This is a genomic window from Azospirillum sp., from assembly GCF_050789165.1.
In genome coordinates this window covers 1-19,971 of record NZ_JBOZRT010000010.1, presented here as the reverse complement: position 1 = coordinate 19,971, position 19,971 = coordinate 1, and the positions used below count along the sequence as shown (strand labels likewise).

The following is a 19,971-nucleotide window of genomic DNA, read 5'->3' as shown; positions in this document are numbered from 1 at the left end:
GAGAGGCTCAAGGCACGATGGCGGACACGGAGGGCTGGAAGGACAAGCCGGGCTTGGTCTGCCGCAACGTGACCGTCAGCGGCCGGCGGACGAGCCTGCGCATGGAGCCGCTGCTCTGGGACTCCCTGAAGGACATCTGCGATCGCGAGAACTGCACGCTCAACGAGCTGTGCACCATGATCGACCGGCGCCGCGGCGACGCGAACCTCACCGCCTCGATCCGCGTCTTCATCGTCAGCTATTTCCGCTCGGCGGTGCCCAAGCACCCGGCCGGCTTCGGGGAGGCGAGCGAGGTCAAGCCGTCGCCCCGCCTGCGCCGCGCCCTGCAGGACGCCATCCCGCTGGACGATTAGCCGACCCCCGAGTCGGCGGCGGCGCGGCCCGCATCACCCCGGCTTGCGGCTGAGGCGGGGTTCGCCGAACAGGTAGCCCTGGCCGAAATCGACGCCGAGGTCGAGCAGCTCGATCAGCTGGTTCTCGGTCTCGATCTTCTCGACGATGACGTCGATCTCGTGCTCCTTGCAGCGCTTCAGCAGGCCGGGCGCGCGGGCGCGGGCGTCGGGAGCCAGCAGGCGGGCGCAGTCCAGCTTCAGGTAGCGGAAGTCGTTGCGCGCCAGCGCGTCCACGTCCACCGCCGCGACGTCGCCGACCTGATCCATGGAGAAGCGGAAGCCGAGCCGCGCCAGCTGCGACAGGATCGCCTGGGTCACCGCCTGCCCGGCCCGCATGTCGTCCTGGCCCAGCTCGAACACCAGCTTCGGCACCAGCGTCTGGTTCTGCGCCATGAACTCCAGGAACTGCTTCATGAACTCCGCGTCGCCGATGGTGGCCGGCGAGATGTTGGAGAAGAAGCCGATCTGGTGCTGGCGCCGCTCGGTCTCGCGGATCAGCTGGATGCAGCGGACCAGCAGCAGGTTGTCGATGGTGGCGATCAGCCCCTCGCGCTCGGCGATGGCGAGGTAGCGGTCCGGCTTGATGGTGGCGCCGTCGCCGGCCCGCACGCGCGAGAACACCTCGTAGAAGCGGTGGCGGCGCTGCGGCAGGCTGACGATGGGCTGGAGGTAGATGTCGATGCGGTCGGCGCGCAGCGCGTCGCGCACGGTCTCCAGCACGCGGGCGTCGTCCAGCTCGTTGGAGGACGGCGGCACCGCCGCCACCTGGGGGGCCTGCGGCAGCACCGCGCCGCCGCTCTCCACCGCAGTCCGCGCCTTCGGCGCCCCGGCGGTGGCCGGCGGCACCGGGGGACGGGGCGGGGTGCGCTTCTCCTGCAGGCGGCCGACCAGCGACTGCAGCAGCTTCACCTCCTGCATCACGGTGTCGTAGCCGGCGACTCCGCCCAGCTGGCGCACCCGCTCCATGTCGGTGCGGATGGCGTCCATCTCGGCCTGCTGGCGGGTCAGCTCCTCGTTCAGCGTGCCCATCGCCTCGAGCATGAGGGTGAAGCGCTTGTTCTGCGTGCGCTCGCGGTCGAAACGGGTGATCACCTCGTGCACGAGGGCGCCGGCCAGCACCACCATGCCGCCGGCCATCCAGGCGACCAGCGGGTCCATCTCCGGCCGCAGGAACGGCAGCACCGCGCCCACCGACACGCCGGTGACGATGTAGGCGAGCGCGTAGACGATGTGGATCAGGAGCGTCATGGCGGCCGTGGCTCCGGCGGTGGACTCTGGACAGTCTGCCGTGCACCGAAAGCCCCCCTCGCGGGGGAGGGGTTGGGGAGAGGGGGGTAGCGACCGGCAGGTCGCAAAAAGCTCCTGGCCGGTTTCACCGGCGCCACCCTCTCCCCACCCCTCTCCCGTCGAGGGAGAGGGGCTTCAAGGCCATGCAGACCGCGTCGGCCCCAGAGTGGAACAGCAGGGTTACCGCTTCGTCAATTCCGTTCCCACCGCGTCCGCCACGCTGGCGAAGCCGTCCGCCTTCAGCCGCGCCGCGAGGTCGCGCTTGATCGACCGCACCAGCGCCGGGCCGCCGTAGACCAGCGCCGAGTAGAGCTGCACCAGCGACGCGCCGGCGCGGATCTTGGCGTAGGCGTCGTCGCCCGACGCGATGCCGCCGACACCGACGATCGGCAGCCTGCCGCCGGTCAGGCCGTACATCTCGCGCAGCACCTGGGTGGAGGGGCCGAACAGCGGCGTGCCGGACAGGCCGCCGGCCTCGCCCCTGAAGCGCTCCGGAATGGTGTCCGGCCGCGCGATGGTGGTGTTGGAGACGACGAGGCCGTCGATGCCCGAGTCCAGCGCCACCGCGGCGATGTCCGCCTTGTCCTCGTCGGTGAGGTCGGGGGCGATCTTCAGCAGCAGCGGCGGCGCCTTCGCGAGAGCGCACGCGGCGCGCGCGTCGAGCACGCGGCCCAGCAGCGTGCGCAGCGGCTCGCGCCCCTGCAGCGCGCGCAGGCCCGGCGTGTTCGGCGAGGAGACGTTGACCACGAGGTAGTCGGCGAACGGCGCCAGCCGGCGCACGCCCAGCACGTAGTCGTCGGCGGCCTCCGCCGTGTCCTTGTTCTTGCCGAGGTTGGCACCGGCGATGCCGGGGGCGCGGTTCGGGTTGCCGCGGCGGTCCTCGAAGCGGCGGGCGAACTGCTCCAGCCCGCCGTTGTTGAAGCCCATGCGGTTGATCACCGCGCCCTGCTCCGTCAGGCGGAACAGGCGCGGCTTCGGGTTGCCGGGCTGCGGGCGCGGCGTGACGCTGCCCGCCTCGACGAAGCCGAAGCCCATGCGCAGCATGGGGTCCACCACCTCGGCGTTCTTGTCGAAGCCGGCGGCGAGCCCGACGGGGTTGGCGAAGTCCAGGCCCCAGACGCGCGTCTTCAGGACGGGATCGTCCGGCTCGCGGTCGACCGGGCCGAAACCGGCGGCCAGCGACTTGACGGTCAGGGTGTGCGCCGTCTCCGGGTCGAAGGAGCGCAGGATGCGGCCGGCGATGGGAAAGAGGTCGATCACGATGCGGACTCGTCGAAGACGTGCGGCGGGAAGACGTGGCGGCCGTCGGCGCCCAGCGGCAGCGGGTCGGCGCGCAGCACCGCCGACACCGGCAGCTCGGCGTAGAGGTGCGGGAACAGCTGGCCGCCGCGCGACGGCTCCCACCACAGGTCCTCGCCCAGCGCCTCGCCGTCCACCGTCAGCAGCACCAGCCCGTCCTGGCCGGCGCGGTGCTTGGCGGCGCTCTCCACCACCTGGGCGGCGGTCGAGAAATGGATGAAGCCGTCCGCGGCGTCCTGCGAGGAGCCCGGATAGGAACCGGAGTCCGTCGCCTGCCGCCATTCCTCGGCCCGGCACATATGGTAGATGATTCGGTCGGTCATACGATTTCCCTCGGTCGGGGCGGCGCGGACCTTACCCGAAAGGCCTGTCCCCGGCCAGAGGCCCGCGGTGCGCTTTGCAAAATGCGACGCGCGCAACAAACGCGATGCAGCATTTTGCAGATATGTCGCGGCCGCCGCCGCAGCCCGCCGCCGGGACACCAGCGCCGTTTCAACCTTTTCCGGTGTTTTCCGGAATGGTTGCAGTCCGGCGGCGGTTGGCACCGCGCTTGCTATGTGTCCGGCACCTTTCTGGAGGACCGGACATGAACGCGATTTCGGGCATTGTGGTGAAGGACCGTGCGCTGGCCAGCGAGTCGCTGACCGGCCTGCTGGGCCATGCCGAGCCGACCACCGCCACCGTTCCGCTGAAGCCGTCCGCCGCCATGCTGGCCGCCGGCGCACGGGCCGGCGGCGTGTCGGTCGAAGCCGCCTGGAAGATCTACCTGGCGATGATCAAGGCCGCCGAGTAAGCATGGCCCCTGCGCCGCGGTCACTCCGTCGTGGCGTAGAAGAGATGCCGGCCGATCTCGGCGCTGGGCGTGTGCCCCGCCGCCCAGTCGGGATTCAGGCCGAGGGCATGGTAGTGGGTGGCGCCGCCGGTCGGGTCGGACAGCAGCCCGGCAACCGCGCGCCGCGCCACCCGCAGGCAGGCGGCGAACACCGGGTCGGCCGCCGTCACCGCCAGCAGCTTCGGCCGGTTCGGGTCGTCGGCGTTCCAACAGCTGAACTGACAGGGCTTGCGGCAGACCGCCACGACGCTGCCGCCCCACCAGAAGCCGCCGCGCCGTTCCGCCGCGCGCACGCGGTTGACGATGACGGCGGCGACCGCCTCGATGCCGCGCACCGGCTCGCCGCGCGCCTCGCCCCACAGGGTGCGGGCCAGGGTATCGACCGCCTCTTCGACGGTGCCGCCGGGGGTGGGCGGGGCCGGAGCCCTGGCGGCGTCGGCCACCGGGGTGAGGGTCGGGCGGCTCATCGCGCACCGCCGTCGGCGCAGACGCGCTCCAGCTTGTGTTCGATGCGCAGCAGATGGTCGGTGAGACGCTTCTCCACGTCCTTCAGCGTGCTCACCGAGACGTAGGTCTTGGCGACCTCCAGCTTGTAGGCGGCGAGGCTTTCGCGCACCTGGGCGCCCGTGGTCTCGGCGCGCAGGCGCAGCGCCTCCACCGCGTCCTGCGCCTCCTTGCGCAGCCGCACGATCAGCCAGAACAGGCCGCCCATGACCGGCAGCTCGACGGCCGTGATCCACCAGACCACGTCGAGGGTCTCATGCATGGTGCTCTCCGATGTCGGGGTACAGAAAGCCCTCCCTCTCCCCTCTGGGGAGAGGGTCGGGGTGAGGGGGTTTACGGGGGACAGGGAGCGGTCGCGGTGCAGGGCCCCCTCACCCTGCCCTCTCCCCGGAGGGGAGAGGGGATCAGACCGTGAAGTCATTCGGTGCCACGAGCGGGCCGGGGCGCCAGTCGGGTCGGCGGGCGGGCGGCGGGGCCGGGCCGACGCGCAGCGGTTCGGACAGGATGCAGCCGGCGACCGCGTCCAGCGCGTCGTCGTGGCCGCGCTGGCGGCCGGTGGGGCGCCACTCGCGCATCTCGCGCACGAACGGCGTGTCCCAGACGCCGGCGTGGGCGAAGATCCGGCCGGCGGCGAGACGGGCGTCGAACGCCTCGATGATGCGGCTGGCCTTCGAGCGCTTGGAGTGCTCCGTCCGCACCGCGGCGCCGATCCGCGACAGCTTCAGCTGCTTCTCCAACTCCGCCGGCAGGAAGGCGCCGAGCCCGTTGCCCTCCACCCGCACGCCGGGCAGGTGCAGGTCGCGCAGGAAGCCGGCGACCTGCCGGCACTGCTGCTCCGCCTCGGTCGCCGGGTCGTCGGGATCGACGCTGAGATAAAGCACACGGTGCAGGTAGAGATTGCCCTCGCCGTCCGAGAACACCGCGGCCACCACGCTGTCGTCGCCGCCCTTGCGGCCGTCCTCGTCGGGGCGCAGCAGCGCCGGGTCCCACCACGCGCTGGCCGAGACCAGCCGCACGCCGTTCAGCGTCAGCACCGTGTCGTTCTGCGCGGCGTGCAGCGTCAGCTCGCCCTCGTAGCGGCGCAGGTCGTCGGGGTTGAGCCGCGTCGCCGTCGCCGGCATCGGGCGCAGCATCATCTGGCTCTCGAACTTGGCGTGGCCGGAGCGCTTGCGGATGCGGGCGACGTGCTCCGGCGGGAAGCGCTCCGGCCAGGCGCTCGCACCGCGGCGGTCGAGCACCGGCAGGGTCAGGCGGCGGAAGCCCTCCAGGAAGGGCTGCGCCTCGCCGGCCTCGGCGCGCGGGTCGGTGGCGTAGATGGTGTAGTAGCTGTGCGGCGTGCCGACGTAGAGCTGCACGCCGTCCGGCACCATCAGGTAGTCGATCTCGCGCAGGGCCTCGCGCAGCTCCTCGCGCTTGGGCGCGGTGTCGGCGTTCTTCGGCACCTCGACGTCGTCGCAGATCACCACGTCGGCGCGGGTGCCCGTGATGTTGCCGTCGATGCCGGCAGCCAGCACCGAGGGGTCGCGCAGTTCCAGGTCGCGCGCCACGGTGAACTGGTCGGAGGCCCACTGGTCGCGTTCCTTCGGCTTCATGCCCTGGGTCATCGGGTGGCGCTCGATGATGCGCTTGACGTTGCGCACCATCTTCTTGGCCAGCCGCATGTCGGCGGCCAGCACCAGCAGCCGGCGGTTCGGGTCGGTGCGCAGCAGCCACGCGGCGAACAGGCCGACCAGGGTGGACTTGCCCGCTCCGCGGAACGCCATCAGCAGCAGGCGCCGGTCGCCGCCGCCGGCGCGCGCCGCCAGCCAGCGCACGATGACGCGGTGGTGGCGCGGCGTGTCCTGGCCTTGCAGGCCGTTCCAGGCATCGACGAAGTCGCGGAAGCTGCAAAGCCCCTCTCCCCTCGCGGGAGAGGGGTTTGGGGAGAGGGGGACAGGAACCTGGCCGGCTTCGCCGGCGCCACCCTCTCCCCAACCCCTCTCCCGTCGAGGGAGAGGGGCTTCATGCGGCGGCCCCGTCACGGGTTGCGCCCGATGATGTGCCACCCCGCGCCGTTCGACATCACGGTGACGGCGTGGCCGAAGCCGGCGAGCGGGATCGCCTCGTTGTCCGGGCCGCCGCCGCCCTGCTTGGTGACGGTCACCGCGTGGCCGGACTGGTCGGCCTTCTTGATGGTCACCGTGCGGCCCACCGCGTGCGCCGCGCTGGGCGCCGGCAGCCGCACCTCCACCGCGCCGCTCCAGGCGCTGACCAGATAGAGGCCGCGCGTCAGGTCGGGCTCGAACACTCCGGGGGCATCGGTGTAGGCGGCGTTGCCGGGCAGGCTGCTGCCGGCGACGATCCACCAGCCGGCACCATTCGACACCAGGGTGACGAAGTCGTAGCGGCTGCCCAGCACCACGCTGCGCCCGTCCGGCCCGGCGCCGCCGGCCTCGGTGATGGTCACCGGATTGGCCGAGGCGTCGGTCTTCTTGATGGTCACCGCGTGGCCGTTGGCGGCACCCGCGCCGGGAAGCCGCGCCTCCACCGCCCCGCCGTAGGCGCTCACCAGATAGACCGAGCTGGCCAAGTCCAGCTCCATCAGCCCGCCGGCCTCGGGCTCGACGTACTCGGTGTCGTAGCGCAGCGCCTCGACCACCAGCTGGCTGACGCGGGTGGTCGCCAGGCGGTTCTTCTCCGGATAGCCGGCGTTGTGCGCGGTGTAGCGCCCGCCGGAGAAATCCTGGATCGCCGGCCCGGCGCTGGCCGAGAACAGGTTGACGATGCCGGTCTCCACCGAGCCGGCCTCCAGCACCACGTTGGGCACGCCGCCCAGCGTCTCGCAGTACAGGTTGACGATCAGGTTCTTGTCGGTGTCCGCCCCCACCCGGAAGCAGGAGTGCGCCATGGTCGACAGGTTGGCCTCGCAATCGACGAAGGCGTTGTTGTACTTGCCGTGCTCGACGTAGAAGCCGCTGCCGGAGATCGGCGCGGAGAGCGAATACACGCGCACGCAGTGGAAGCGGTTGGCGTTCGGCGAGTCCCCCGCCCCGCTCTTCGTCAGCCAGACGCCGTGGACGGCCGGCCGGGCGACCAGCACCCGGGCGATGTTGTTCCAGTAGGTCGGCCGGTCCGGCGAGGCGTAGCCGTCGAGGACCAGTCCGCAGACGGACTCCCACACCGTGAGGTCACTGAGCACGTTCTGCACGCATGGCCCGTCGCGGCCGAACAGCCGCACGCCGGCCAGCCCCTTCTCCAGGCGCAGGTCGCGCAGCGTGGCGTAGCCGTCCGGCAGGTGCACGAGGTCGAAGCCGTTGCTTGCCGCCCGCAGGATCGAGGACTGGCCGGCGCCGGACAGCGTCTTGCCGTACGGCACGGTGATGGTGTTGGTGACGCGGTAGACGCCCGGCGGCAGGAATACCGCCTGGGCGGAGGTCAGCGCCGCCTGGATGGCGATGGTGTCGTCCACCGTACCGTCGCCGACCGCGCCGAAGTCCTTGGCCGAGACGGCGTCGCCCAGCTTCTCGCGGATCGGCCGGGGCGTGGCGCCCGGACCGGAGGGGACGTAGGTGGACAGCGCCTCCTCGTCCACCGGCAGGCGGATGGTGGGGTTGCCGGTGCTGTCGAACGCCAGCAGCTTGCCGGCGCGGGTGGCCCGGCCGGGCAGCACCGGGCTGGCCGGCAGGTCGGTGTCGGCGTAGCGCAGCATCAGCTCCTGGTCGCCGGCGACCTGCTGCAGGCCGGCGGTCAGCACGTCGAACTCCTTGTTGAGCGTGCTGGCGGGCAGCGGGCCGCTTTCCAGGAAGTCGCTGGTGCGCTCGATCGGCACGCGGCGGCGCAACGTGACGGACGTGCCGGCGGCCGGCGGCGCGGCGAAGGCCACCGTGCCGCCGGCGCTGGCGCCGACCCCGCCCACCGTGTAGCCGGTGGACTGCAACGCGGCGCCGAGGAACACCTGGAGGTCGTCGGCGGCGAAGATCGGGAACGGAAAGGCGAAGGCCGCCACCGCGCCGTCGGCGACGTACTGCACGCGCGGCGTGCCGCGCGGGATCTGGATGGGCATGAAAGTCTCCGTTGGCCCCCTCCCCATCCCTCCCCCGCTTGCGCGGGAGAGGGGGCTGCCGACGACGCGGCGGAGTTCCCTCACCCGCGCAGCGGGGGAGGGTTAGGGAGGGGGCAAATAGGCCGCCGTCAGAAGAACTTGCTCATGAAGTCCAGCCGCTGCTTCTGCGCCAGCTGTGCCTGTTCGAGCAGGTTGCGGCGCCGGGCGTTGTCCAGCTCCTGCTGGATCGCCTGCCGCTTCAGCCGGTCGGCCTGGGTGGCGGCACCGCTCTCCGCCTCGGTGTCGCCGACGAGGCCGAGCAGGATCGCCTCGCCCGAGCCGTCGGCGGCGCTCACCCCCTGGCCGCCGAGGTCGGCGCGGGTGCGGCCCATGGCGCGGCGCAGCGCGTCGCGGCGGCGGCGCTCGTCCTCGGCCGACTGCTGGGCGATGGCGGCGACGCGGGTGCGCGCGTCGGCGTCGGCCGCCTGCAGCTCGGCGTCCCGGCGGGCGCGCAGCTGGCCGGCCTCGAGGTTCTGCGACTGCGTGAGCCACGCCATGCCGCTGCGCCGCTGCTCGGCCTGGGCCTGCCGCTCGCGTTCCTGGTCCTCGCGGCGCAGCTGGTCCTCGCGCTGCCATTGCAGCTGCCGCTCGCGCTCGGCCTGCTGCTGCGCCTCCAGGCGGGCCTGCCGCTCCTCGGCATAGCGGCGTTCCTGCAGCTGCTCCTGGTAGACGCGGTCGGCGGCGTCGCTCTGCGCCTTGTACTGGTACTCCGCCGCGTTGGTCTGCGTGCGGTACTGCTGCTGCTGGTAGTTGGTCAGCGCGGACGTGGCCACGGGCACGGCGGCGCTGACGACGGAGCTGAGTGCGCCCATCAGTCGTTCACCTTCAAGGACATGGTGACGGAGAGCAGGGTGCAGGGAAGCGGCGCGTCCTGCTCGATCCGCCACAGGGGTTTGTCGTTGTCGCGCCGCCAGCCCAGCGCGCGCAGCCGGCGGTCGCCGGAGACGCGCGGCGGCGGCGCCCCGGCCGCCGGCTGCGGGCCGAGACGGTGCAGCGGCATGTCGAAGAGGCCGCGGCCGAGATCGACGCGCAGCGCCGCGGTGTCCTCCAGCTTGAAGCCGACCTCGACCAGCCGGACGAAATCGCCGTCCGCCACCTGCCCCAGCAGGTTGGCGGGCAGCGGCTCGACCACGTGGGTGTAGGTCAGCCCGGCCTCGACCTCCTTCGCCGGCGCGTCCAGCGTGATGCGGCCGGTGACCACCGGGGCCTCGCCGCGCACCACCCCGTCGGCCAGCACGGCGAGCCGCCGCCCCTCAAGGTGGCCGAGACCGGACCACGTGGACACCGCCGTGCCGCTGCCGCCGACCAGCGCGGAGTCGGTGTTGAGCGTGTCGTCGAAGCGCTCGACGGTCCAGGTGCCGGCGCGGTCCACCAGCGCATAGACGTCGTCGCCGACCACCGCGACGGAGCGCACGGCCCCGTCCGTGGTCAGCCGGGTCCAGGCGGTCACCTGCTCGGCCCGGTAGACGGTCAGCGCGCCGATGGAGCCGTCCTCCATCACCACGAACAGCAGCCGCCGGCGCTTGTCGAAATCCTGGTCGCGCGGGCTCTGCACGATGTGCCGGGCGAGCAGCGCCAGGTCGTTGGCCTGGTACGCCGCCTCGGTGTCCGTATACAGGAACTCGCGGATCTCCTTGCCGTTGCGCGAGACGAACAGTGTGGCGCCGTCCACGTCGCGCGGCATGATGGTGCGGTCGATGGGCGAGCCGATGCGCGTCTGCCGGTTCAGCTGGATGCTGCGCGGCGTCAGCGGGTCGCCGGTCACCATGTACTCCGCGCCCGAGGTGAAGAGCTGCAGGTGGCGGCCGGAGAACACCGCGCGGATGGCGTTCACCTGATCGGACAGCAGCCCGAACTCGATGGCCTCGTCGTCCTGGCCGGTGCCGAGGTCGAAGTTCCACAGGTCGGCGGAGCGCGACAGCCACAGCCGGTTCGGCAGGTCGCGCGACCCGCCGATGACCAGCCGGTCCTGGTGGAACGCCGCGCTGACCGGCCAGCCGCGGCGCGGGCTGAACGCCTGCTCGTCCCAGTTCACCGTGGCGGTGGTGTTGGGCAGCTCCTCCTTCACCGTCGCCTGCGCCGAGGTGGCGGAGGCCACGCCGGTGACCACCAGCTGCTTGCCCTTGATGCGGATGCGCGTGCCCTCGTGCAGCGGGTCGAACACCGGGGCGGACGCGGTGACGGTGATGGCGCCGCTGGTGCCGCCGGGGGTCAGCGTCACCTCGCTGTCGGCGAAGCGGTAGAACGGCAGGCGGATCGCCTCGTCCTCCGCCACGTAGGCCCAGTCCGACAGCGTCCACGCATCCGCGCCGGTGCGCGTCAGCTTGCGCGGCGGCACGTCGGGATGGCAGACCAGAAGCGTGTCGGCGCTCTGCGTCCAGGTGATCTGCCTCAGCTGCGCCTCGGTCCAAGGCGCGTCCACCGTGGCGACGCGGGCATCATTGCGGTAGACGTCGATCCTCCCGGCGGAGAAGGCCAGCAGGTAGGTCTGCTCGGTGTTGAACTCGAACGCCACCAGCCGGCCGGCGCCGCGCGCGATGTCCACGAACGCGAGGCCGGAGCGCCGGGTGATGCCGCCGGTCGGGTGGATGAAGACGTTGCGCAGCGTCAGCGCCCCGTTGTCGTAGGCGCGCAGGTCCCTGCGGCCGAGCAGGCGGCGCGAGATCTCGCCCGCCGTGAAGTTGGTCTTCGCCTGTCGGACCCGGCTCATGCCCCGCGCGCCTCGATCAGGGAGAAGTCCTCGAAGCCCGGCTGGACGTCCTGCTGCGCGTCGATCAGCCGGGCACGGCGGAACTCCGCCTCGGCCAGCTGGTGCAGGCCGTCGGCGCGCGACGAGTTCTCGGTCAGCGGGATGCAGAACTCGGCCGCCAGCCGCGCGATCAGCGCCTGGTCGAAGAAGGCCGGGAAGTCCTCCTCGGCCGGACGGTACACGTAGGTCAGCACGACCGACGACGAGCCGGCGTGCAGCGCCCGGCCGGCGATGCGGTAGTCCAGCCCGCGCCCCCGGCTGGCGGCACCCGCCGACAGCGCGCGCAGGAAGTCCGCCGGCAACTGGAAGGCGTGGGCGTAGTCGGCCACCGGCTCGGTGGCGAGGCGGGGCAGCACGGCCTGCGCGGTGGCGAAGCTCCAGGCGCGGGCCGAGAGCAGCGCGTCGCGGGTCGGCGCGTAGAGGGCGGCGGCCACTTCCGCCTCGGCGGTGCCCTCGTCAAAGGATGTCAGCGGCGTGGCGCCGATCTTCAGCAGCGCCCGGCTGCACAGCCCGATCGCGGTGAGTGCCATGGGATGTGTCCTCGTGGTGCCGTTGAATCCCTCTCCCCCCTGGGGAGAGGGTGGCCCGACAGGGCCGGGTGAGGGGGTTTGCGGGGAACCAGAAACGGTCGCCGTGCAGGCCCCCCTCACCCCGCCCCTCTCCCCAGGGGGAGAGGGAGCATCGTCAGTCGCTGTTCGTCGTCCCGAAGGCGGTCAGGTTCGTCGCATCGACGGTGCCGCCGGCGTTGCTGGCGATCACCAGCACGCCCGCCCCGCCGCCGGCGTTGGCGAGCACCATGTCGCCGACGCGCAGCATGTCGGAGGCGCCGTTGAAGTAGCCGCTGCCGTCCACCGCCGTCGCGGCGTCGGGCGTGGTGTAGTGCCAGAGCGTGAAGCCGTTGGCGTAGGCGAGGACGCTCAGGTCCTTGGAAACGAAGGCCATGGGGAATCTCCTGGGAAAGGGTCGGGGCATCGGGGCGCCCCCGCCGCGGGACCAGGAGGATGGTCCGCATGCGGTCGGGAGCGCCCGCCGTCGGTCAGCCTGCGAAACGCCCCTATTCGAGGCAGCGCAGGGTGACGACTCCGCCCTGGTCGATCAGGCAGGCGCCCTGGCTCATCATGTTGTTGACGAAGTGCGCGGCGCGGTCGCCGTGCCACGTGATGTCGGTCTTCACGTCGGCCCCGGCGCCGTGGCCGACCGCGGTCTTGTGGTACCAGTGGCGGGCACAAATGGCAGAAAGATCAGTTACTTATCTTGGCTGTTTGCAGAACAATTTGCAGAACGCCCCGAGGCGCTCAGCGTTTTGTTCCCATGGCGTTCAAACAGAATGCCCCTGCCCGGCGGATGCCGGACAAAGGCCTACGATGGTAGCAGCGGAGAACTGATCCACGGACGGCCCGCGGACAACATGACAGTTGCGCTCATAACTGCCACCAGTTTACTAAAACAGCCTCAATCAACCCACAACATACTAGAGTATGCGATGTTACACTTTGGCTGCACGCTATGCGGAAAATGCTGCACCCTTAACGGGTCCGACGATCTGTTCCTAACGATCGACGAATTTGACAAGTATGCAAATGATTTTCTCTTGCAGGGGATAGTAACAATAAGCAATCCACCTGCATCAGAAGCTAAACTTGTAGCGCAGAATAATGGAATAGCCGATCCGATAGTAATTGCGGACATTGAACGTACGCTTGCATCACAATGCGATGTTCTACATTTTGACGGACCTCCGTTCAGCCTGTCCTTGACTGCGCATGTAGCCATGCTCCCTAAAGTAGGCGGAGCTTGCTGGGCTCTCGTAGACAACAAGTGCTCGATCTATCAAAGCAGGCCATACTCTTGCCAAACTTACCCATTCCCGATCAACGCACCACTTAGCGCAGCCGAAGAACTTATCAATGAAGTCATGCGCGGGGATGTGGATTGCGATACATCAGATTCAGCACCACCGCTGATCGATAACGGCATGATACTGTCAGCCGCCCACCAAAACGCAATGCAACACTCTGGAAAAGCAAACCAGCTCAGGAAGCGGCTTTCTGCGGCAATAAAATGGCACCCTTCTATTATGCCACAAATGCAGCAGATGATTAAGAATGCCGTACAGAACGGCAAAGGCACCAGCCGCATGAACGTTATGCCTTTTCTTGCCGCCGCAGAGGCTTTTGGCTACATAAGCAAAGCACGAGCCAAGGACATCATTGAGCGTCAGCGCGATATAGCCATCGCTCGGATAGATGATGCAAAAAGTAAAAAGCTTTCTACCGAAAAAACTAATACTATGCTGCTTGGCCATTTTGTAAGAGACTATGCTGACCTGCTAAGAGATTGGGATAGCGCGCCACTAAGTATTTTCAACTTCGCCCGCGCCGTCTAACGCAAACATGGTGCGTCGATTGCGACGGCGCACCACCCTTTTGATATCAGCAGCAACCGAGCACAACTACACAGCCTATCCCGGAAACGAAAAGCCCCGCCCGGCGGACCCGGACGGGGCTTACCTGCACCCGTCAAACAGGGGATTATGATGCCAGTGTTGTCTGGCCGACTTCAACGACTTAGCCACACCAACATTGTAAAACGCACCACCACAGATCAATGACTTAGGGACGCATCGTAAAATGCGGTCAACTGGACCGCCGCCTACGTCCACTCAGATCTGAGCGCAGCCAGTGCCAAGTTAGACACCATGTCGGCCTCAGGGCGACACTGACGGAACGGTTGTGGCGCTACGTCACAAGCAGCCACCGGCGACATACACGGGTATTCAGCTATCGAGATTCGACTCAGCTGATAAACTCAACTACCATTAATGGCGACATCGCCAAGAATGAGACCAACATGATCTCCTCCAAGCAATATGTGCCAGTTTTGCGTTGGAAGCAGTCGGAGCAGGATGCGCTCCGGACCATGTTCCCGAGCGATACTCCGAGAATGGCGCCGCTCATCATCATCCAGAGGCCGGCACCCAAGGCTGGCGCCAAGTCCGCCATCGGCACTGTTCAAGCGTGTCTGGACCGGGACGCCACGGCAGCTACCATCGCTTGGAGCGGACGGCCACTCGTAGTTGACGCCACCATCCTGGATGGCCACGCGCCAGTTGGCGTGCAATCTGCCGCAAGCTATTTGTTCTCCCGCTTTGCATCGCTGCACCCGGATTACACTCCGCTTTCGGAGTTGAGCAAATCAGCCAACTTCCAAAGCGATGTTCGAGTTGCAGCGGTTGGGCGCGGGGCGGCCATCCGTCTACGTGATACTGACCTCGCTAACCCAAATCTCGGGGCAAGCCTCACCACCCTTTTGGCGGCGCTCGGGCTGGCCGCGGGCCAGATCGACCTGATCGTTGATCTGGCATTTCTCCCTCTGGTGCCCCCGCCACGAATAGCAAATCTCGGCGCATTGCTCGCTGGTATTCCGTACCTGTCGGATTGGAGGAGCTTCGTCCTTACAAGCGGCGTCTTCCCTGCTAACCTCACGGGCTTCGGCGTCGGGAATCACTTCCTTGCCCGCGACGATTGGGCGTTGTGGCACGGCCTACTATCAACCCCACTCCCCCGCTATCCGACCTTCGGTGACTATACGACACAGCATCCGCTACCGGTCTCATTGCCCATAGGCGCAGTTCCAAGCGCAAGCGTGCGATATGCGTTGCCAGACCGATGGCTGATCATGAGAGGCAACAGCGTCGCTATGGCGCGTGGCGGCGGTTACGGTCAATACATCGCCCACGCACATAACCTTGTCGCATCGCCCCACTTCATGGGCGCGGCATACAGTGCCGGTGACGCCTATATCGAAGGCAGAACCCATCCAGGTGCAAAGAGCGGAAGCGCCCAGACTTGGCTGACGGCCGGAGTTAATCACCACATGACACTAACGGTTCGGCAACTCGCCAGTTTGCCCGGTTTTTGAGACGGCAGCGGACCAAGTGACGGAGGTCCGGTAAGGACATTCCACTCACAAGCCGCTCGTAAACGGCACGCCGGGGCTTGCTGCGGACACCACGCGCAAGCCCTCTTGCCTCCAGTTCCTCCAACGCTTCCTCACGCCAGAGCAGCATCGCTATGGTGAGCGCGTCAGGGCTTGGGTTTACTTCCTCCGACCGCTCCGGCGAAAGAACGACAGAACCGCCCCGCAACTCGGCCACTCTAATTCCCCACCACGGCGGGATTATCTCTTGGGCATGAGAAAGGTGGCGCGCCCCCACCACAAGCGTCACCTTATCGAGCACTAAACTGTAAAGCTCGATCTGCTTTGGGAGTCGCTCAAGCGTATCTCGTTCACTTTTTATCTCATATCCGTGGATTTCGCCGTTTATGACAGCAATATCAACACGAGAAGTGCCGTGCTCCAGAGCCAGCTCTTCGACAACCCGCGTATCGTGATCGGCAGCGTGCGCGGCATCAATTTCCGCCCGCAGCACCCTTCGCACATCAGCATCGCGCATGACGAACCTCCCTAGTGGCCACTGGTTACCCTCTTCCAGCGGCCATTCACAATTGCAAATCACGCAAGCAAACATCGCGCCAGGATTAAGCCGGATGCATAACAAGCCGCCGCCCTGCCTGTTTGGCAAAGCGGCGGCAGAGGCCTACCAGGGCGTTAGCTGCCACTCAGCAGCAGCGGCGCGAGCTGCTGCACGACGGCCCACAGCGCGTCGCTGTCGGTGAGATAAGCTGCGACGGCCGTCACTGCGAGAGCGGCACCGACGATGATCTTGCTCCGGCTGGCGAAGCGGCCGGAGCCGGGAAGGCTCTTCAGGTCCATGGTGTGTTGCCCCTCCTTCGGGCACGAAAAAGCCCGCGGGCGGGATGCTGGCGGGCGGTCAGGTGCAGGGTTGTTGCCGCCGCGCGGTCAGGCGGAACGCGGGGGCGGCAGCTCCAGGCGGAAGAAGCGATGCACGCCCACCTCGGCGCAGGCGACCTTGCCCTTCGACCAAGCCGGGGCTACACCGCGCGTGTGGTAGTGGTCGGCACCAGTGGTCACATCGTGGAGCCGGCCGGCGTGCAGATCGTCGGTGATCTCCAGCGCCAGACGGAACGACCGGTCGGCGTCGGTGACGGCCAGCAGCTTCGCCCGGTTCGGGTCGCTCTCCAGCCAGCACGAGAACTGCGCCGGCTTGAGGCACACGCCAGCCGCGCTGTTACCCCACCAACGGGGGTTGCGCGCCCGGTTCTGGATGACGGAGGCGACAGCCACCATGCCGGCGATCCCCTCGCCTCTCGCCTCACCCCACAGGGTGCGGGCGACGACTTCACGAGGGGGCATGGTGGACGGGTCGCGCGGCAGGGCTACCGAGCTGGATTGCACGGTCATATCGGATACTCCCAGACTGTTGAGAATCAGTTCTTCGACGGCGGCACACGCAGCATGCCGGCCGGAGCGGCGCACAGGGCCGCTTCGAGCAGCAAGGCCAGCAGCAGCAGCGCCGCCGCAGTGTTGCCGCCACAATCAGCGAGGGCCTTGTCTCGCCGTGCTTCGGCGGCAGGCATCAGGTCGCGAGCCATGGCTATTCTGCCGGATGATGGTTTCGAGCAGAGGCGAAGGACGCCAGCAGCGTCGCCTGAAGATGGTCGACTCGACCGTGGACAGCCCGCAGGCCGTTGTCGAGCCGCTTGCCCAGCTCGCGCAGCTCATCGCGGATTTCGGTCAGCTCGCGCGACGCGGCGCTGCCGTCGCAGGGGCCGTCCGGCGGGTCACGGGGCGGTGGACGGCGGCGCAGCAGAGCCACGCCCAGCACACCGGCCAGCACGGCCAGCAGGATGATCACCAGCACCACGAGGGCGTACAGTTCGCCGCTGGCAGCCCGCCCCGCCACCTCGGCGGTGGAACGGGCCGCAACCTCAGCGACGGGCGAAAGATCAGGCGTTGAAGCGGTCATAACGGCCCATTCCCCTTCGTTCGAGCATGAAAAAGGCCGCCTTGGGCGGCCCGGTCGGTCTGGATTGTTGTCGCGGTCAGTAGATGATGATGCGAGCGGCGGTGGCGTCGTCGGCGTTGGCCGATGCCCCGACCCCATAGCCGGACAAATTGCCGTCAGAGGCGAGGCCGGGATTGCGTCCGCTGCCGCCGAAAATCAGCGACGCGGTGCAGGAGGAATGTACGCCGGAACTGCCGCCCGCACCGCCGCCTGGGGAGGTGGCGGAACGGTTCGCGACGCCGGGGCCGCCGCCGCCGCCGTACAGGCCACCGCCACCGCCACCGCCGCCGCGGGGGTCCGGGCCGGAGCCGGAGCCACCGGTTCCGCCCTTCAAGGACGAGCCATTGGTGCCGTTGAACGTAGAGCCGTCCGGTGAGGTGCCGCCTGTGCCGCCGCTGGTCGGCGTACCTCCGGTGGCGGCCGTGGCGCCGCCAAAACCGCCGCTGGTGAGGGTACCATTCGAGCCGGTGAGCCCGCCTGGGCCACCGTGACCTATATAGTGGTCGCCGCCACCGCCCGCTCCAGCCACGGCCAGCGGCGTGCCGCCGCGGAAGATGCCAGCTAGGCCGCCGCCACTGCCGCCGATGTTACCACCAGCCGTGCCGCACGGTCCGCCACCGCCGAAGACAGGGGCGGTTGCCACACCGGCGTTTACCCACCGACCGCGGCCACCAACACGAACAGTCAGTACCTCGCCCGGCGTTACAGGAATCACCGCGTACACGGTCGCCGCGCCGCCACCGACCGCGCCACCTCCAGCCCCACCGGTGCCACCGCCAGCGGCGCGTTCCTTCGTGCGGACATGGGTGACGCCCGCCGGCACCGTATAGGATTGATCCGCGCCGGTGTAGTCGAACAACGTCCCGCTGGCTGGGAACACGTAACCGGCAACAGACCATCCGGTTTCTGGGGTCTCATACCATGTGTTCGCGGCGACCGCGCCGATGTACCACGGGAGGACCGTGGTCCACGACACACCGTCATAACTTCGCTGCACCAGCATAATCACAGGGGTTGCCGCCGACCCAGAGGGTGACGACCGGAACCGAATGCGGTTGATGCTTTTCGGGGTTGCGAAATGATAGCCGATGTACGCGACGCCCTTTACGCCGGCCCCGGACTGAGATGACCCCCAAAAGGTGCCGGTGTCGTCGTCAAAGGCACGGCTCGCCGACCATGAGCCGGCGTCCCCGCCAGAGATGGCGGCCCCCCCGACACACTCATCCGCCACCCCTCCACTGACGAACATTTCGATCTCAGTGGCGCAGAACGCGATCGTGTCGGTGACCGCCTCATCCGCAATGATGCGCCAATAGGGGGCGGAATTGGGGTCCGCGCCCGACGCCATCAGCATGCCCTCAAACAGCAGGTCGCAGACGGACGGCGGGCGGTACTCGCCGGGGAGGACACCGGGCCTGCGGCGGAAGAAATCAGCCATGCCGTCAACCCTCCCAGGCGATGGGGAACAGTGCTGCGACAGCCGCGACGTTGCCCGCCGCGGCCACGGCCACCAACGCGCCGCGACGGCGCCCCTCAATCCCGGCGTTGATCGCCGTCCATGCGGTTTCGGTGGCGGCCACCAGCGTGGCAATGCTCGCTACCGTGGCATCGGGCGTATGCTCGGCCTCGGCCGCCAAGTAGGGGAATGGCCCGGCGCCGCCAGCCAGGAAAGCCCGCGCCTCGGCCGCCTTCTGCACGTAGGTGCCCTCTTGACCGACAGCCTGCGTGATGTAGCGGGCGCGCTTCTGCCCGGCCTCCGCGTTGATCCTCGCCACCGCCTCGGCCTGCACCTGGGCGAGCGGCCGATCCTCGACCGCATAGGTGGCGGTGACCGCCTCCGGCCCGACGACGAATGACGCCTCTCCCCGCACGCGGTACGCCGGATCAAAGGCTTCGCACACCACCGTGCACGGCAGAAGCGCCGCAGGGAGTTCCGGCAGCACCGGCGGATCGTCGCCGAAATCCTCCGGCAACGGCGAACGCCACACCGCCGGCTCCGCCCCCAGCGTCACCGACCACCCCGCCAGCCCAAGCCGGTGCTCAAGGCTCGCACGGTCCCAAGCGGTCGGGCCGTAGAGCACGGCGCCGCCGCTGACAATCACCCACTCGCTCATCTCAGATCACCTTGCCGTAGACGGTGGAGCCGTTGCGCCAGAGCTGCACGAAGTCAGTCCCGCTGCTTTGCAGTGTGCGGTTCGGGCTCGACTGCGTGGCGCCGGTGGAGGTCACAAAGGCGATGGTCGGCCACGTGATCGTTGACGACGCGCCGTTGACGATTTCCAGCAGCAGGCACGCGCCATCCGTAGCGGGCCAATTGGACAGCGCTACGGTGAGCGCGCCACCGACTTGGAGGCGCTGCCAGTTGCCGGCCGACACGTCAAAGGTGACGGTGCCGCTCGGCACCGTGCCCTTATCGACGCGCTTGTATCGGGTGTCCTGCATCAAGGCGGATTGGATGATGTTCCCGGCCATGTTGAGCAAGCCGGTCATGGCACCGCCGGCCAGCTTGAGGAATGTCGCCACAGCCGAGGCCGGGGTAACCGCCTTGGTGGTCAGAGCGCCAGCCGCCGTCTCAGCATTGCTGGCAGCGATCATCAGGCCGTCAGCACCGGGCACACCTTGGATACCCTGCGGTCCCTGGTCACCGGTGTCACCTTTGACGCCCTGAATGCCTTGGATGCCTTGGATACCCTGTATGCCTTGATCGCCCTTATCGCCCGTGCGAAATCCACCCACGGCCAGGGCGTTACCGGACGCGAAGCTGCCGGCGCCGGACACGTACATCACAGTCAGCTTGTAGTAGCCGATGGCTGCGACGGCGGCGGTCACCTGAAACGTGTGCCGGGTGCTGGGCGTGCCCTGGAGGGCCACCCGGATCAGCGCCTTCACCGTGCTGTC

The 19,971-nt window shown here is 68.4% G+C and carries 22 protein-coding genes and 2 pseudogenes; 4 read left to right on the top strand and 20 right to left on the bottom strand.

Annotated elements, in window-relative coordinates:
• Positions 1-17 precede the first annotated feature (17 nt).
• Complete coding sequence (locus ACRWK7_RS01425) at positions 18-353, top strand: ribbon-helix-helix domain-containing protein (protein ID WP_431854376.1); 336 nt, start codon at positions 18-20, stop codon at positions 351-353.
• Between the two features lie 33 nt (positions 354-386).
• On the opposite strand, the gene ACRWK7_RS01420 is transcribed toward ACRWK7_RS01425, so the two are convergent.
• The 3 genes from ACRWK7_RS01420 to ACRWK7_RS01410 all read right to left on the bottom strand — a co-directional run bounded on the left by ACRWK7_RS01420 (position 387) and on the right by ACRWK7_RS01410 (position 3,301).
• Positions 387-1,640 (bottom strand): EAL domain-containing protein, encoded by a 1,254-nt coding sequence (locus tag ACRWK7_RS01420; protein WP_431854375.1) that lies wholly within the window; start codon positions 1,638-1,640, stop codon positions 387-389.
• Between the two features lie 219 nt (positions 1,641-1,859).
• Positions 1,860-2,939: a quinone-dependent dihydroorotate dehydrogenase gene (locus tag ACRWK7_RS01415; RefSeq protein WP_431854374.1), complete on the bottom strand. Its 1,080-nt coding sequence runs from the start codon at positions 2,937-2,939 to the stop codon at positions 1,860-1,862.
• Positions 2,936-3,301: a DUF952 domain-containing protein gene (locus ACRWK7_RS01410; RefSeq protein ID WP_431854373.1), complete on the bottom strand. Its 366-nt coding sequence runs from the start codon at positions 3,299-3,301 to the stop codon at positions 2,936-2,938. The genes ACRWK7_RS01415 and ACRWK7_RS01410 overlap by 4 nt, the downstream gene beginning before the upstream one ends.
• A 263-nt stretch (positions 3,302-3,564) precedes the next feature.
• Between ACRWK7_RS01410 and ACRWK7_RS01405 the strand changes: the two genes are divergently transcribed.
• Positions 3,565-3,771, top strand: coding sequence for a hypothetical protein (locus tag ACRWK7_RS01405; protein WP_431854372.1), 207 nt, complete (start codon positions 3,565-3,567; stop codon positions 3,769-3,771).
• A gap of 20 nt (positions 3,772-3,791) precedes the next feature.
• Here the strand turns inward: ACRWK7_RS01405 and ACRWK7_RS01400 are convergent, their stop codons facing one another.
• The 9 genes and pseudogenes from ACRWK7_RS01400 to ACRWK7_RS01360 form a co-directional block, all read right to left on the bottom strand.
• Entirely contained in the window at positions 3,792-4,277 is a 486-nt protein-coding gene (locus ACRWK7_RS01400) for a cell wall hydrolase (RefSeq protein WP_431854371.1), read from the bottom strand.
• Positions 4,274-4,576, bottom strand: a complete 303-nt coding sequence (locus ACRWK7_RS01395; RefSeq protein WP_431854370.1) for a hypothetical protein — start codon at positions 4,574-4,576, stop codon at positions 4,274-4,276. The genes ACRWK7_RS01400 and ACRWK7_RS01395 overlap by 4 nt, the downstream gene beginning before the upstream one ends.
• A 142-nt stretch (positions 4,577-4,718) precedes the next feature.
• The gene (gene terL, locus ACRWK7_RS01390) at positions 4,719-6,335 is read right to left on the bottom strand and encodes a phage terminase large subunit (RefSeq protein ID WP_431854369.1); all 1,617 of its coding nucleotides are present in this window, start codon (positions 6,333-6,335) and stop codon (positions 4,719-4,721) included.
• On the bottom strand, positions 6,332-8,356 hold the full coding sequence (locus ACRWK7_RS01385) for a glycosyl hydrolase family 28-related protein (protein ID WP_431854368.1): 2,025 nt from the start codon (positions 8,354-8,356) through the stop codon (positions 6,332-6,334). The genes terL and ACRWK7_RS01385 overlap by 4 nt, the downstream gene beginning before the upstream one ends.
• Before the next feature lie 128 nt (positions 8,357-8,484).
• Positions 8,485-9,207: a hypothetical protein gene (locus ACRWK7_RS01380; RefSeq protein ID WP_431854367.1), complete on the bottom strand. Its 723-nt coding sequence runs from the start codon at positions 9,205-9,207 to the stop codon at positions 8,485-8,487.
• Positions 9,207-11,105, bottom strand: coding sequence for a hypothetical protein (locus ACRWK7_RS01375; RefSeq protein ID WP_431854366.1), 1,899 nt, complete (start codon positions 11,103-11,105; stop codon positions 9,207-9,209). Before ACRWK7_RS01375 ends, ACRWK7_RS01380 begins: the two co-directional genes overlap by 1 nt.
• Positions 11,102-11,674 carry a hypothetical protein gene (locus ACRWK7_RS01370; RefSeq protein ID WP_431854365.1) on the bottom strand — a complete coding sequence of 191 codons (573 nt, stop codon included), beginning with the start codon at positions 11,672-11,674 and terminating at the stop codon, positions 11,102-11,104. Before ACRWK7_RS01370 ends, ACRWK7_RS01375 begins: the two co-directional genes overlap by 4 nt.
• A gap of 154 nt (positions 11,675-11,828) precedes the next feature.
• Positions 11,829-12,086 carry a hypothetical protein gene (locus tag ACRWK7_RS01365; protein WP_431854364.1) on the bottom strand — a complete coding sequence of 86 codons (258 nt, stop codon included), beginning with the start codon at positions 12,084-12,086 and terminating at the stop codon, positions 11,829-11,831.
• Positions 12,087-12,198: 112 nt separating this feature from the next.
• A pseudogene (locus ACRWK7_RS01360) lies at positions 12,199-12,363 on the bottom strand (phage capsid protein); the annotation flags it as partial.
• Between the two features lie 108 nt (positions 12,364-12,471).
• On the opposite strand from ACRWK7_RS01360, the gene ACRWK7_RS01355 reads away from it, so the two are divergent.
• Both ACRWK7_RS01355 and ACRWK7_RS01350 read left to right on the top strand, forming a co-directional pair.
• Complete coding sequence (locus tag ACRWK7_RS01355; protein WP_431854451.1) at positions 12,472-13,530, top strand: YkgJ family cysteine cluster protein; 1,059 nt, start codon at positions 12,472-12,474, stop codon at positions 13,528-13,530.
• A gap of 464 nt (positions 13,531-13,994) precedes the next feature.
• The gene (locus tag ACRWK7_RS01350; RefSeq protein ID WP_431854363.1) at positions 13,995-15,065 is read left to right on the top strand and encodes a beta family protein; all 1,071 of its coding nucleotides are present in this window, start codon (positions 13,995-13,997) and stop codon (positions 15,063-15,065) included.
• Here ACRWK7_RS01350 and ACRWK7_RS01345 read toward each other — a convergent pair.
• From ACRWK7_RS01345 to ACRWK7_RS01310, 8 genes and pseudogenes are all read right to left on the bottom strand, one after another.
• Entirely contained in the window at positions 15,010-15,600 is a 591-nt protein-coding gene (locus tag ACRWK7_RS01345) for a sce7726 family protein (RefSeq protein ID WP_431854362.1), read from the bottom strand. The genes ACRWK7_RS01350 and ACRWK7_RS01345 overlap by 56 nt on opposite strands.
• 155 nt (positions 15,601-15,755) lie before the next feature.
• Positions 15,756-15,920, bottom strand: a complete 165-nt coding sequence (locus tag ACRWK7_RS01340; protein ID WP_431854361.1) for a hypothetical protein — start codon at positions 15,918-15,920, stop codon at positions 15,756-15,758.
• An 87-nt stretch (positions 15,921-16,007) separates the two neighbouring features.
• A complete protein-coding gene (locus tag ACRWK7_RS01335) occupies positions 16,008-16,469 on the bottom strand; it encodes a cell wall hydrolase (RefSeq protein ID WP_431854360.1) in 462 nt (153 codons plus the stop codon).
• Between the two features lie 26 nt (positions 16,470-16,495).
• Positions 16,496-16,660 carry a hypothetical protein gene (locus ACRWK7_RS01330; protein WP_431854359.1) on the bottom strand — a complete coding sequence of 55 codons (165 nt, stop codon included), beginning with the start codon at positions 16,658-16,660 and terminating at the stop codon, positions 16,496-16,498.
• A 2-nt stretch (positions 16,661-16,662) separates the two neighbouring features.
• Positions 16,663-17,034 (bottom strand): hypothetical protein, encoded by a 372-nt coding sequence (locus tag ACRWK7_RS01325; RefSeq protein ID WP_431854358.1) that lies wholly within the window; start codon positions 17,032-17,034, stop codon positions 16,663-16,665.
• A 76-nt stretch (positions 17,035-17,110) separates the two neighbouring features.
• Positions 17,111-18,511: a discoidin domain-containing protein gene (locus ACRWK7_RS01320; RefSeq protein WP_431854357.1), complete on the bottom strand. Its 1,401-nt coding sequence runs from the start codon at positions 18,509-18,511 to the stop codon at positions 17,111-17,113.
• A gap of 4 nt (positions 18,512-18,515) precedes the next feature.
• A complete protein-coding gene (locus ACRWK7_RS01315) occupies positions 18,516-19,187 on the bottom strand; it encodes a hypothetical protein (protein ID WP_431854356.1) in 672 nt (223 codons plus the stop codon).
• A 1-nt stretch (position 19,188) separates the two neighbouring features.
• Positions 19,189-19,971: pseudogene (locus tag ACRWK7_RS01310) on the bottom strand (hypothetical protein); the annotation flags it as partial.

Excerpts from the sequence above, each read along its gene's own strand:
- ACRWK7_RS01365 (WP_431854364.1), bottom strand. The coding sequence starts at position 12,086 with ATGGCCTTCGTTTCCAAGGACCTGAGCGTCCTCGCCTACGCCAACGGC.
- ACRWK7_RS01350 (WP_431854363.1), top strand. The coding sequence starts at position 13,995 with ATGATCTCCTCCAAGCAATATGTGCCAGTTTTGCGTTGGAAGCAGTCG.
- ACRWK7_RS01395 (WP_431854370.1), bottom strand. The coding sequence starts at position 4,576 with ATGCATGAGACCCTCGACGTGGTCTGGTGGATCACGGCCGTCGAGCTG.
- ACRWK7_RS01315 (WP_431854356.1), bottom strand. The coding sequence starts at position 19,187 with ATGAGCGAGTGGGTGATTGTCAGCGGCGGCGCCGTGCTCTACGGCCCG.
- ACRWK7_RS01400 (WP_431854371.1), bottom strand. The coding sequence starts at position 4,277 with ATGAGCCGCCCGACCCTCACCCCGGTGGCCGACGCCGCCAGGGCTCCG.
- ACRWK7_RS01345 (WP_431854362.1), bottom strand. The coding sequence starts at position 15,600 with ATGCGCGATGCTGATGTGCGAAGGGTGCTGCGGGCGGAAATTGATGCC.
- ACRWK7_RS01410 (WP_431854373.1), bottom strand. The coding sequence starts at position 3,301 with ATGACCGACCGAATCATCTACCATATGTGCCGGGCCGAGGAATGGCGG.
- ACRWK7_RS01320 (WP_431854357.1), bottom strand. The coding sequence starts at position 18,511 with ATGGCTGATTTCTTCCGCCGCAGGCCCGGTGTCCTCCCCGGCGAGTAC.
- ACRWK7_RS01375 (WP_431854366.1), bottom strand. The coding sequence starts at position 11,105 with ATGAGCCGGGTCCGACAGGCGAAGACCAACTTCACGGCGGGCGAGATC.
- ACRWK7_RS01405 (WP_431854372.1), top strand. The coding sequence starts at position 3,565 with ATGAACGCGATTTCGGGCATTGTGGTGAAGGACCGTGCGCTGGCCAGC.
- ACRWK7_RS01330 (WP_431854359.1), bottom strand. The coding sequence starts at position 16,660 with ATGGCTCGCGACCTGATGCCTGCCGCCGAAGCACGGCGAGACAAGGCC.
- ACRWK7_RS01425 (WP_431854376.1), top strand. The coding sequence starts at position 18 with ATGGCGGACACGGAGGGCTGGAAGGACAAGCCGGGCTTGGTCTGCCGC.
- ACRWK7_RS01335 (WP_431854360.1), bottom strand. The coding sequence starts at position 16,469 with ATGACCGTGCAATCCAGCTCGGTAGCCCTGCCGCGCGACCCGTCCACC.
- ACRWK7_RS01420 (WP_431854375.1), bottom strand. The coding sequence starts at position 1,640 with ATGACGCTCCTGATCCACATCGTCTACGCGCTCGCCTACATCGTCACC.
- ACRWK7_RS01385 (WP_431854368.1), bottom strand. The coding sequence starts at position 8,356 with ATGCCCATCCAGATCCCGCGCGGCACGCCGCGCGTGCAGTACGTCGCC.
- ACRWK7_RS01340 (WP_431854361.1), bottom strand. The coding sequence starts at position 15,920 with ATGGACCTGAAGAGCCTTCCCGGCTCCGGCCGCTTCGCCAGCCGGAGC.
- ACRWK7_RS01355 (WP_431854451.1), top strand. The coding sequence starts at position 12,472 with ATGCCCCTGCCCGGCGGATGCCGGACAAAGGCCTACGATGGTAGCAGC.
- ACRWK7_RS01380 (WP_431854367.1), bottom strand. The coding sequence starts at position 9,207 with ATGGGCGCACTCAGCTCCGTCGTCAGCGCCGCCGTGCCCGTGGCCACG.
- ACRWK7_RS01370 (WP_431854365.1), bottom strand. The coding sequence starts at position 11,674 with ATGGCACTCACCGCGATCGGGCTGTGCAGCCGGGCGCTGCTGAAGATC.
- ACRWK7_RS01325 (WP_431854358.1), bottom strand. The coding sequence starts at position 17,034 with ATGACCGCTTCAACGCCTGATCTTTCGCCCGTCGCTGAGGTTGCGGCC.